Annotated in this window: 10 protein-coding genes; 8 read left to right on the top strand and 2 right to left on the bottom strand. The window is 68.3% G+C overall.

The window, feature by feature from the left end; all coding sequences use genetic code 11:
• Nucleotides 1-238: 238 nt before the first annotated feature.
• Complete coding sequence (locus tag NOV86_RS21010) at nt 239-472, bottom strand: DUF2249 domain-containing protein (protein ID WP_267643785.1); 234 nt, start codon at nt 470-472, stop codon at nt 239-241.
• Nucleotides 473-599: 127 nt separating this feature from the next.
• On the opposite strand from NOV86_RS21010, the gene NOV86_RS21005 reads away from it, so the two are divergent.
• From NOV86_RS21005 to NOV86_RS20980, 6 genes are all read left to right on the top strand, one after another.
• Nucleotides 600-1,253, top strand: coding sequence for a helix-turn-helix domain-containing protein (locus NOV86_RS21005; protein WP_267643784.1), 654 nt, complete (start codon nt 600-602; stop codon nt 1,251-1,253).
• 106 nt (nt 1,254-1,359) lie between these two features.
• Nucleotides 1,360-3,642 (top strand): nitric-oxide reductase large subunit, encoded by a 2,283-nt coding sequence (locus NOV86_RS21000; RefSeq protein ID WP_267643783.1) that lies wholly within the window; start codon nt 1,360-1,362, stop codon nt 3,640-3,642.
• A gap of 94 nt (nt 3,643-3,736) precedes the next feature.
• Nucleotides 3,737-4,744 (top strand): thermonuclease family protein, encoded by a 1,008-nt coding sequence (locus NOV86_RS20995; protein WP_267643782.1) that lies wholly within the window; start codon nt 3,737-3,739, stop codon nt 4,742-4,744.
• A gap of 74 nt (nt 4,745-4,818) precedes the next feature.
• Nucleotides 4,819-5,835 (top strand): transcription initiation factor IIB, encoded by a 1,017-nt coding sequence (locus NOV86_RS20990; protein WP_267643781.1) that lies wholly within the window; start codon nt 4,819-4,821, stop codon nt 5,833-5,835.
• 240 nt (nt 5,836-6,075) lie between these two features.
• Nucleotides 6,076-6,897, top strand: a complete 822-nt coding sequence (locus NOV86_RS20985) for a TrmB family transcriptional regulator (RefSeq protein ID WP_267643780.1) — start codon at nt 6,076-6,078, stop codon at nt 6,895-6,897.
• 49 nt (nt 6,898-6,946) lie between these two features.
• Nucleotides 6,947-7,585, top strand: a complete 639-nt coding sequence (locus NOV86_RS20980) for a DUF6517 family protein (RefSeq protein WP_267643779.1) — start codon at nt 6,947-6,949, stop codon at nt 7,583-7,585.
• Nucleotides 7,586-7,606: 21 nt separating this feature from the next.
• Here the strand turns inward: NOV86_RS20980 and NOV86_RS20975 are convergent, their stop codons facing one another.
• On the bottom strand, nt 7,607-8,104 hold the full coding sequence (locus tag NOV86_RS20975; protein WP_267643778.1) for a DUF3592 domain-containing protein: 498 nt from the start codon (nt 8,102-8,104) through the stop codon (nt 7,607-7,609).
• Nucleotides 8,105-8,322: 218 nt separating this feature from the next.
• Here NOV86_RS20975 and NOV86_RS20970 point away from each other — a divergent pair, with 218 nt between their 5' ends.
• Nucleotides 8,323-9,312 (top strand): aldo/keto reductase, encoded by a 990-nt coding sequence (locus tag NOV86_RS20970; protein ID WP_267643777.1) that lies wholly within the window; start codon nt 8,323-8,325, stop codon nt 9,310-9,312.
• Nucleotides 9,313-9,366: 54 nt separating this feature from the next.
• Nucleotides 9,367-12,156, top strand: a complete 2,790-nt coding sequence (locus tag NOV86_RS20965; RefSeq protein WP_267643776.1) for a PAS domain-containing sensor histidine kinase — start codon at nt 9,367-9,369, stop codon at nt 12,154-12,156.

The following is a 12,156-nucleotide window of genomic DNA, read 5'->3' as shown; positions in this document are numbered from 1 at the left end:
ACAGGCGCACGACACCACCACGACCACGATTCCGTGCCGAGGAGGCGATGGGACCCATCGGTTCTCCTCACCACTCCTCACCCACATCCTCACCGCGCGCGACTGCCCGCTTCTCACACCCCACGTCATCCCACTTCGAACCGCGCCGACCACGCCGCCCCGACAGCGACCACTGGGCGCTCCGTCGTCGGGGTCGGCCAGAAGAAACGTCGGGGGCTGCGCCGGGTTGGCAGCTGGTCTACTGCTTCGGTAGCGTCGCGATGAACTCGTCCTCTGCCACCTGGTCGAGTTCGTAGCCGTCGGCGTCGAAGTCGTCGCGCTCGGCCTGCAACTGGTAGTACAGAGGCTGCGGGTCGTGGTCGTTGACCAGTGTCAGTGCCTCGCCCGAATCCAGGTCGTCGAAGGCGTCGAAGATCTTCTCGTGGCGGTCCTTCGGGGCGTACTCGCGGACGTCGATCGTCGTTCCTGCCATGGATAGACGGTGCCCGCGGGACCCCGAAACGGTTCTCCCGAACGTGTTCGTCCCGGTTTCGTCGTGGAGCCGAACATGTTCGTCGCCACTGTTTCCTGCCCGGCCCGAATACGTTCGGGTGAGAACGATGGCACGCGCAACTCTCACCATCACCGTACCGGAACACGTGTGGGTCGGCCGGGTGTCCCGGGCGTATCCAGACGCCCGTCTTCGCATCCTCGCCGCGCTCCCGAAGGGCGACCACGGGGTCGCTCTCGCGGAGGTCACCAGCAGCCAGCTCCCGGACCTCGTCGGCGACATCCGGACCGCGGACATGGTCATCGACCTGGACCTCCTCCAGCACCACGGCGAGACGGCCGTGATACAGTTCGAGACGACGACCCCGCTCCTGCTCCAGCCCATCAAGAGCTCCGGCATCCCGCTGGAGATGCCGTTCGACATCCAGGACGGGCAGGCGAAGTGGGAGATCAACGCCCCGCAGTCACACCTCTCCGAGCTGGCCGACAAACTGGAGGAGTTCGGCATCCCCTACGAGGTCGAGGAGTTGCGCCAGGAGGTCGAACCGGACCCGGCGCTCACGCCGCGCCAGCGGACCCTCATCGTCGAGGCGGTCGAGCGCGGGTACTACGACACGCCGCGGGAGTGTACCCTGACCGACCTCGCGGAGGCGATGGACCTCGCGAAGTCGACCTGTAGCGAGACCCTGCATCGCGCCGAGGAGACCATCATCAAGGAGTTCGTCGAGGAGCTGCCGGAGTCCCAGCGCACGTCAGGGGACTGAGCAGGAGACGGACGTCGACCGGCGGGCGAACACGTTCGGTCTCCTTCTCAGGCCACGATACCTGGCCTGCACCGCATTATGGGCCCCGGTCGAACCATCGACCGAGATGAAGGTACGACGACAGACGCTCGCGAAGTTGCTGGTCATCGTCTTCGTGGTGAACCTCGCCGTGATGGGCGTGGGCGCGTGGTACTCCACCGAGAAGGCGCCGCCCATCCCGAAGGAGGTCGTCGGTCCGGACGGCGAGCAGGTCGTGACGGACGAACAGGTCCGCACCGGGAAGACGGTGTTCCAGTCGGACGGGATGATGAATCACGGGTCGATCCTCGGGAACGGCGCGTACTACGGCGTGGACTACACCGCCGACGCGCTGGACCTGAAGGTGCAGTACATGCGGGAGTACTACGCCCGCGAGCGCCACGGCGAGGCGTACGCCGACCTCTCGTCGGCCGAGCAGGCGGCCATCGGCGACGTGGTGAAGACCGACCTCGACGATGGCTCGGTCGACGAGACCATCCACTACTCCGCCGCGGAGGTGTACGCGCACCAGCAGGTGCGTGAGGTCTACGTCGAGCGATATCACGAGGGCAGCGCCGAGCGCGGCGTGCCCGAGGGCATGGTCGCCTCCGAGGAGGAGGCGCGCCGGTTCGCCGACTTCGCGATGTGGACGGCCTGGATGAGTCACACCGACCGGCCGGCCAGCGACCACTCCTACACGAACGACTGGCCGTACCAGCCCGCCGCGGGGAACGACCCCGGCGCGGCCGCCATGACCTGGAGCGTCATCGCGATGGTGTTGCTCGTCGCGGGGGCGGGTGCCGGCGTCTGGCTGTACAAGTCGGTCGACCTGCCCGAGCCCTCGACCGCGGGCATCGACGTGCCAGCCCCCGACGAGGCCGACCTGCTGCCCAGCCAGTCGGCGGCGCTGAAGTTCGTCCCTGTCGCCGCGTTACTGTTCGTCGGGCAGGTCCTCCTCGGCGGTCTGCTGGCGCACTACTACGTCGAGCGCCACGCGTTCTTCGGCATCGAGTCGGTCTTCGGCATCCCCGTCATCGAGTTGCTGCCGTTCGCGCTGGCGAAGACCTGGCACATCGACCTCGGCGTGCTGTGGATCGCGACGCTGTGGCTCGGTGCCGGGCTGTTCCTCGCGCCCCTGCTGACGGGGTACGAGCCGAAGAACCAGTCCAGATACGTCTACGGCCTGCTCGGCGCGCTCGTGGTCGTGGTCGTCGGCGGCCTGACGGGTATCTACCTCGGCGCGAACGAGTTCTTCCAGGGCGACCTCTGGTGGCTCCTCGGGAACGAGGGCCTGGAGTACCTGGAGGTCGGGAAGGTCTGGCAGTTCGGCCTGCTGCTCGGCTTCGGCGCGTGGGCGGTCCTCGTCGCCCGCGGGTTCCGGCCGCTGCTCGACCGCGAGCCGAAGTACGGCCTCGCGCACATGATACTGTACGCCGGCGGCTCCATCGGCCTGCTGTTCGTCGCCGGCTTCATGTTCACCCCGCAGACCAACATCGCCGTCACGGAGTTCTGGCGGTGGTGGGTCGTCCACATGTGGGTCGAGGGTGCCTTCGAGTTCTTCATCGTCGCCATCGTCGGCCTCACCCTCGTCTCGATGAACCTGCTGAAGAAACAGTCTGCCGAGAAGGCGGTCATGCTGGAGGCCCTGCTCGTGATGGGCACCGGCGTCATCGGCGTCTCGCACCACTACTGGTGGATCGGGATGCCCGACGTCTGGGTGCCCATCGGGAGCGTCTTCTCGACGCTCGAACTCATCCCGCTGGTGTTCATCCTCTACGAGGCGCTCAACGAGTACCAGGCGCTCTCGGCCAGCGGCGAGGACTTCCCGTACCGACTCCCGTTCATGTTCATCATCGCCAGCGGGGTGTGGAACTTCGTGGGCGCCGGCGTCCTCGGGTTCTTCATCAACCTCCCGCTCGTGAACTACTACGAACACGGGACCTACCTGACGGTCGGGCACGCCCACGCCGCCATGTTCGGCGCGTTCGGCTTCCTCGCGCTCGGGATGGCGACCTACATGCTCCGAATCGCGACGAAGGACTGGGACGCAAGCCGGCTCAGGGTCGCCTTCTGGACGTGGAACGTCGGGCTCGCGCTGATGGTGTTCGTCTCGGTGCTGCCCGTCGGCTTCCTCCAGCTGGAGGCCGCCTTCACCGCGAACTACGACGCGGCCCGGAGCCTGGCGTTCTACAACGGCGAGCTGGTCCAGTTGCTGTTCTGGGCGCGCCTGCCCGGGGACACGCTCCTCATCGTCGGGACCCTCGTGTTCGCCTACGACGTGGTCGTGAAGCTCTTCGGCGAGCGCGAGGTGACGACCGAGGACCAGCGCGACGCCGTGGTCGCGGCCCGGATGGGCGCCGACGACGACTGACCGGCGTCGCCCTCGCGGTCGACCTTTCATATTCGGGCATACCTAACCTGTTCCGGTCAAGGCGGAAAGGCCCTGGACCCGTCTCTATTTGTAGATGCGACAGGCCCGCCTCGCAGTCGTGCTCGCGCTGGTGCTCGTGAGCGCCGGCTGTCTCGGCTCCTGGCCGGGTGAGCCGGCCCGCGACGCACCCCCGGGCGAGCAGGAGGGCACCACCGCGACCGTGACGCGGGTCGTCGACGGCGACACCCTGGAGATCCGGTACCAGAACGGGACCGAGGACACGGTCCGGTTGCTCGGCGTCGACACGCCGGAAGTCCACAAGGGCGTCGAGCCCGAGGAGTACCCGGGCATCCCCGACAGCCTCGCGGGCCGTGACTGGCTCCGTAACTGGGGCGAGAACGCGAGTACCTTCGTGAAGGACCGCCTCGCGGGCGAGACGGTCCGGGTCGTCGTCGACCCCGAGTCCGACGTGCGGGGCTACTACGGCCGCCTGCTCGCGTACGTCTACTACGACGGACCGGACGGCGAGGAGACGATGCTCAACGAGGAGCTGCTGCGCCGTGGCCTCGCGCGTGTGTACGACTCGTCCTTCTCGAAGAAAGAGCACTTCTACGAGCTGCAGACCGAGGCCAGCGAACAGGGCGTCGGGGTCTGGGGCTTCGGCGGCGGCAGTGGAGCGAGCACCTCGGTCGAGCTCGCGGTCGTCGCCATCCAGGCCGACGCGCCGGGGAACGACAACGAGAACCCGAACGGCGAGTACGTCGTCTTCCAGAACGTCGGCGATTCGACCGTCGACCTCTCCGGGTTCACCGTCTCGGACGCGGCCGACCACCGGTACGTGGTTCCCGAGGGCGTGACGCTGGCGCCCGGCGAGGAGCTGACGCTCCGGAGCGGGCAGGGCACCGACACCGACTCGACGCTGTACTGGGGCAGCGACCGCGCCATCTGGAACAACGCGGGCGACACCATCGAAGTCCGGTCCGCGACTGGGCTGGTGGTACTCGAAGAATCCTACAGCTCCTCGAGTCGTCGAGGGGCGATTTCGGCGTCCAGAGCGCCGCTGGCTAGCGATACACTGTTTTCTACTATCGTAGTACAGTAGGGGAAACTATTAAGATAGTCAACGCCATAGGTGTAGATGCGAAAGGCCGAGCGACCCCCGCTCGGAGGATCACAATGAACGGAGCAAACCAGACGGTCAAGACGGCCGACGGTCGCCCGACCACCTACCAGTCGGGCGGCACCCGAACAGAGACGGACGAGTCCACCGCCGACGAACGCGAGGAGGCGACCTGTCCCGAATGTGGTGCCGACAGCATCACCGACGAGGAACACGGCGAGACTGTCTGTAACGAGTGCGGCCTCGTCCTCGCCGAGGACAACGTCGACCGCGGCCCGGAGTGGCGCGCGTTCGACAAGGCCGAGAAGGACAAGAAGTCCCGCGTCGGCGCGCCGACGACCGGACTGCTCCACGACAAGGGGCTCTCCTCGGTCATCGACTGGCAGAACAAGGACGCCTACGGGAGCCAGCTCTCCGCGCGCAAGCGCCAGAAGATGCAGCGCCTGCGCACCTGGGACGAGCGCTTCCGCGCCACCAGTGCCCGCGACCGCAACCTCAAGCAGGCCCTCGGCGAGATCACCCGGATGGCCAGCGCGCTGGACCTGCCCGACAACGTCCAGGAGACCGCCTCGGTCATCTACCGCCGCGCCCTCGAGGAGGACCTGCTCCCCGGCCGGTCCATCGAGGCGATGGCGACCGCGTCACTGTACGCGGCCGCCCGGCAGAGCAACGTCCCGCGGAGCCTCGACGAGTTCGCCCCCGTGAGCCGCGTCGACCGCCGGGAGTTCGCCCGGGCGTACCGCTACATCGGGCGCGAACTCGGCCTCGCGGTCGAGCCCGCGGACCCGGCGGAGTACCTGCCCCGGTTCTGCTCCGAACTCGAGGTCTCCCACGAGGTCAAGACCCTCGCCCACGAGCTCATCGAGTCCGGCAAGCGCCAGAGCGTCCACAGCGGCAAGTCGCCGGTCGGCCTCGCCGCCGCGGCCATCTACGCCGCCTCCCTGCTGGCCAACGAGAAACTGACCCAGAAGGAGGTCGGCGAGGCCGCGGAGGTCAGCGAGGTGACCATCCGCAACCGCTACAAGGAGCTGCTGCGCGCCAACGAGGAGAGCCCGTCCCAGGCGACCGCCTGAGGACGCGGCTCCCGGACGACCACCCATCCCGAAGCCCCCGAGACGCGTGTCACGCCCCCGACCCCCTGTCATCCACCCCAACCCCACTTCCATGCACCCGTCACGCGTCTCCCCCTGCACGTTTCCGTACCCCGACGAGCGACGCGACGCGTCGTTCACACCCGAGTACGCCGCGAGTCCCCGCGGAGAAACGATTATAGAAGTCCCTTCCCAAGCCCCGGCTATCCAACCCACCGAGCCATGACCACCAGCCAGACCGATACACCCGAGGAACTCGCGACCGAAGCCGTCGACCTGCTCAAGGCCTTCGAACTCACCGAGTACGAGGCGAAGTGTTTCACCGCCCTCTGTCGCATCGGGCAGGGCACAGCCAAGGAGGTGAGCGAGGTGGCCGGGGTCCCGCAGGCCCGCGTCTACGACTGCATGGACTCGCTGCAAGAGCGCGGCCTCGCCGACGCCCAGCAGTCCAAGCCCCGGCGCTACCGCGGCACCGGCCCGGACGAGGCGGTCGACACCATCGAGCGACAGGTCGACGAGAAACTGGACCGGCTCGGCGAGATCCTCCCCCAGCTCGGGACCGACGCCCGCGAGGAGAAGGGCGGCGAGATATGGGTGACGGAGGGCGACGCCGAGGTCGGCGAGCGCATGGCGCGGCTCGTGGCCGACGCCGACTCGGAGGTCATGCTCGCGGTGGCCGTCGAGGACCTGCTCACCGACGCGCTCCGCGACGAACTCGCGGCGGCCGCCGACCGCGGCGTCTCGGTGACGGTCGGCTCGCCCGCGGAGGCGATCCGTGACGCGGTCGCATCGTCGGCACCGGAGGCGCGCGTGGTCGAGACGTGGACGTGGTGGGAGTCCCACCCCATCCGCCCCGGCGCGATGAGCAGCGTGCTGATGGTCGACGGGCACGCGCTGCTCGTGAGTTCGGACGCGCCGACCGACCTGCCGGGCGTCCGGACCCACCGGGCGGTCTGGACCGACAGCGACGACGCGCCCCTCGTCAGCATGATGCGCCCGCTACTCTCGCGGGCCATCGCGGGCGACGAGACGGCGACGGTCTGAGCAGGCTCGCGGTCAGAAACGCTTTGTACTCGTCTGGCTGATAGTAGCCATGCGATTCTCACGACGCGGCTTTCTCGCCGCGACCACGGGTGGGCTGGCGGCGACGAGTGGCTGTCTGGACACACTCCTCGGCGGCGACCAGTCCTTCGAGGCCTCGGCGGCCGAGGTCGGACAGGCGGCCCTCGACGAGACGAGTTACCGGCACCTCGAGACGACGGCGAACACCATCTCGCAGACGTTCGAGATCCGGGACACCGAGAAGACGGTCACCCTGACGAACTACATCAGCACCTACCAGCGGATGGTCGACATCCCGGGCGTGGGCGAGCAGCCGGGTGCGGTGTTCGCGACGCTCTCGACGCCGAAGTTCGAGGTGCTGGGGCGGACGCTCAACCCCATCGCGGAGGTGAAGAAGGAGGAGCTGGCCAAGCGCGCACAGGACACCTACGGGTCGCTCCGCGTCGAGGAACAGCTCGGGACACAGCAGGTCGACGTGCTCGGCGGCGCCCACGAACTCGCGACCTTCGCCGGCGTCGCCGAACTCGCCAGCACCCAGTTCGACGTCACCCTCGACCTCGGGACGGTCCCCCACGAGAAGGACATCGTCGTCCTCTTCGGGGGCTACCCCGCCCAGTTGCAACAGGAGGCGGAGAACGTGCTGACGATGGTCCGCGGCGTCACGCACTGACGGGTCGAGCGCGTTGCCCCGTCAGGGGCCGTAGTTCTGCACGGTCGACCAGCCGCCGATGAGGACGAAGAACAGGCCGATGCCGGTGAACAGGAGCGGGCTGTTCGACTTCTGGTCCTTCAGGAAGGCGTCACCGGGGTCGCCCGGCGGGACGTAGGCGGTGACCGTGTCGCCGGTCTCGTACCCGTCGAGGACGTCCCGTGCTGCCGATTCCGTGTCGTAGTTCGGGGTCGACTCGGAGGGGAAGACCTCGTCGCTCGTGTAGTTCGTTCCCTCGTAGGTGTAGGTGAACGTCGCGGCGGGGACGTAGTCGACGCCGGCGCTCTTGCCGCCGCTGCTCGTCTCGACGTCGACCTCGGTTACCTCGGCCTCGACGGTGACGGCGTTCTCGAGGGCCTGCCCCTGCTGGACGTAGTCGTACGCGCCGAAGCCGGTCACGGCGAGGCCGACGAGGAGCAGGAGTACGGCGCCGCGGAACGAGTCGGGGGTGTCGACGGAGAGGCTGGTTCTGTCCGACATGATGCTACAGGCTGGTCGAGTGGGAGATGTGGAGGGCTAGCATGGTGGTGCGTTCGGGGAGGGGGTCGGGGACCGTCGCGGTCGGTCGACCGTACTGGACGCGGTGTTATCTTCCTTGTGATTCCAGCTCCCAGACACTTACCGGGCAGCCACCCGACGAAACGGAATCCCCTGCCGAGAGTTCTGTCTTTAAATACTCGGGCGCGGAACGACCGGACATGGAACTCGACTACGTTCCCCTCGGTCGCACCGGGACGATGGTGAGCGAACTCGCGTTCGGGACCTGGCGGTTCGGCCGCGAGACCGAAGAGGGCATCGAGATCGGCGAGGACCGCGCCTACGACCTGCTGGACGCCTACGCCGAACACGGCGGGCGGTTCATCGACACCGCCGACGTCTACGGCGGCGGCAAGTCCGAGACGTGGATCGGCAACTGGCTCGCCGACCACGACCGCGAGGACTACGTCATCGCCTCGAAGATATTCTGGCCGACACGCGAGGAGGACCCGAACGGTCGCGGCCTCTCGCGAAAGCACCTCCGACGCCAGATCGACCTCATGCTCGACCGGCTCGGCACCGACTACATCGACCTGCTGTACATCCACCGGTGGGACGACGACACGCCCGCCGAGGAGTTCATGCGAACCCTGAACGAGTTCGTCGACGCGGGCAAGGTCAACTACCTCGGCGCGTCGACGATGTACCCGAACGCCTGGAAGGTCGCGAAGGCGAACGAGCTGGCCGAGCGCCGCGGCTACGAGCCGTTCACCGTGACCCAGCCGCGGTACAACCTCGTCGACCGCGAGATAGAGGCGAACTACCTCGACATGTGCGCGGACTACGACCTCGGCATCTGTCCGTGGAGCCCGCTCGGGCAGGGCTTCCTGACCGGGAAGTACACCCGCGACGACCAGAACCCCGAGGACTCCAAGGTCGCCGCCGAGGACCGTTTCCGCGAGGGCTACCTCACGGAGGAGAACTTCCAGGTGCTCGACGAGGTCCGGGCCGTCGCCGACGAGGTCGACGCCTCGCCCGCGCAGGTCGCGCTCTCGTGGCTCATGCACCACGACCAGGTGTCGGTCCCGCTCATCGGCGCCCGGACGGTCGACCAGCTGGAGGAGAACCTCGGCGCGGCCCGCATCGACCTCACCGAGGAGCAGTTCGAACGCCTCGACGACGCCAAGGCACATCCGCTGGCTGATATCTGACGGAAACGGGTAAGTAGGTCGAGGGGGAAGTCGGGGCCAACAGACCGTCGCCCCATGATACCCCGTTCCCCCGGCGACCCCGACGCTGTTCCTGCGTCCGTACTGACGGTCACTGATTCCGGGCTGGGCGAGGCACTCGCTGCCGCCGACCACGAGTGGGACGTGCGGCTGACGCGGGCGGCATCGCTCGACGAGGCTCTCGACGAACTCGCAGGGGGCACGGAGTTCGACTGCCTCGTCGTCGACTGGGCCGACTTCGAGCGGGCCCCCGACGAACTGACGGCGTTCGCCCGCTCCCATACGGGCCCGAACCTGCTGGTCGTCGTCGAGGGGCTGACCGGCGAGGTCGTCGAGCGCGTCGAGGACGACAGCACCGTCGAGTTCTTCCCGGCCGACGGGCCGCTGGCGCTGCTGGTGAACCGGCTCCGCCTGCTGGCGCGGGCACGCCGGTACGAGGCCAGACTCCGGGAGGAGCAGACGTTCACCCGCACGGCCCTCGACGCCGTCTCGGACCTGTTCTACGTGCTCGAGGAGGACGGGACCCTGTCCTACTGGAACGAGCAGGCGAACCGGGTGACCGGCTACGACGACGCCGAACTCGCCGGGAGACACGTCACGGACCTCGTGACCGAGAGCGACGCGGTTCGCATCGAGGACGGGCTCGACCGGGTCCGTGACGGACGGACCGTGACCATCAGAGCGACCCTGGAACGCGCCGACGGCCGCGAGGTCCCCTACGAGTTCACGGGCGCCCCACTGGTCGTCGAGGGCGAGTTCGCGGGTATCTGCGGCATCGGCCGGGACGTCCGTGGGCGGGAACGCCGGCTGGAGCAGTTGCGGCGGAACCACCGTCGGTTCGAGGCGGTGTTCGACGACCCCGTGGCGTTCATGGGCCTGCTCTCCCCGGAAGGCGAACTCATCGACGTGAACGAACGGGCCCTCGAGTTCGTGGACGTGGCCCGGCGCGAGGTCACCGGGAGACGGTTCTCGACGCTGCCGTGGTGGCAGCACTCCGAGCCGGAACAGGAGCGGGTCACGCGGGCGGTCGAGCGTGCCGCGGCCGGCGAGTTCGTTCGCTTCAAGGCGACCAACCGGGGCAGCGACGACGAACTCATCTACCTCGATTGCTCGCTCCGGCCGGTCGTCGACGACGACGGGACGGTCCTCTCTATCGTCGCGGAGGGCATCGATATCACCGAGCAGGTGCTCGCGACCCGCGAGCGCGAACTCCTGCTGGAGACGATTCAGGCGGCGGCGCAGGCCACCACCTTCGAGAACGCCCTCGAGCAGACGATAGAGCGCGTCGTCGAGACGACGGACATGGTGTACGGGGAGGCGTGGGTCGCGACCGACGACACCCTCTCGCTGGCCGATTCGTGGTACGGGGCGACCGAGGCGGCCACCGCGTTCGGGGAGCGAAGCGAGACCGTCGAGTTCGAACGCGGTGAGGGACTCCCCGGGCGGGTCTGGACCGCTCGCGAGCCGGAATGGCTGGTCGACCTCTCCACCGAGGGGGAGCGACCCTTCCTGCGGTCGAGACTGGCCGCGGCCGGCGAGCTGGCGTCCGCGGTCGGCATCCCCATCCTCGGCGAGGACGAGCGCCCGGTCGCCGTCCTCGTGTTCATGACGGACAGGCGGACCGACCGCGACGAACGGTTCCTCAAACTGCTCCGGTCCATCTCGACGCACCTCGGGGTCGTCCTCCAGCGCCGCCTCGCACAGGACGACCTCGAGGCCGAGCGCAACCGCCTCGACCGCATCCTGGCGACGAGTCCGGTCGGCATCATCGTCGTCGGCCCGGACGGGTACGTGATACGGGAGAACCGCCGGAGCCGCGAGATGCTCGGCATCGACCCGGACGGCAGCATCACGGAGGCGTACGAGACGCAGTCGTGGCTGGTGACCGACGAGGACGGCGAACCCATCGCACAGGAGGACCTCCTGTTCCCCTCGGTCAGGCGGACCGGCGAGCCGGTGTTCAACGAGGTCCGCATCGTGACGCGGCCGTCGGGCGAGCGCCAGTGGCTGCTGGTCAACGCCGCCCCGGTCGACATCTCGGCGGGGTCGGAGGTCGTCATCTCGTTCACGGACATCACGGCCCAGAAGGAGCGCCAGCGCGCCCTCCAGAACCAGGCAGAGCGCGTGAGCGTCCTGAACCGCGTGCTGCGCCACGACCTGCGGACGAACCTCACCATCATCGGGGGCGTGCTCGACCTCATCGAGGAGCGTGACGAGGTCCGCCCGGACGACGTCGAGACCATCCGTCACGCCATCGACCACCTCGACGAGGTGAGCAAGCAGGCGCGCGACATCGAGCAGGCCTTCGAGCGGTCCGGGCGGGTCACGGTCGAGGTCGACGAACTGGTCGAGAAGGCCGCCGCGGCCGCCCGGGAACAGCACCCGTCCGCGACGGTCGTCGTCGACGGCGAGGCGGTCCCGCCGGTGTCGACCCACGTCCGGTTCCGACTCGCACTCGACCAGGTGCTGGACAACGCGGTCACCCACTCGGAGTCCGGGTCGCCGACGGTCCGGGTCGCGATCGAACAGGTCGACGACGCCCACGTCGCCGTCACGGTCAGCGACGACGGCCCGGGCATCCCCGAGGCCGAGGTCGCGGTGCTGGAGTCGATGGAGGAGACGCCACTGGAGCACTCGAACGGCCTCGGCCTCTGGTTCGTGCACTGGCTCGTCGCCAGGTCCGGCGGCGAACTCGACATCTGGAACGACGACGGGGCGCACGTCCGGATGACGCTCCCGGTCGCGTCCGCCACCGAGGACGGGGCGGCCGGGGGCCGGTCGGTCAGCGACTCGGAGACGGAAGAAGACGCGGAGGCCGACGACTGA

It is taken from the genome of Haloarchaeobius amylolyticus (assembly GCF_026616195.1).
GTDB classification, from domain to species: domain Archaea; phylum Halobacteriota; class Halobacteria; order Halobacteriales; family Natrialbaceae; genus Haloarchaeobius; species Haloarchaeobius amylolyticus.
The sequence above is the reverse complement of the archived record's forward strand: the minus strand, read 5'-3'. Positions and strand labels throughout refer to the sequence as shown.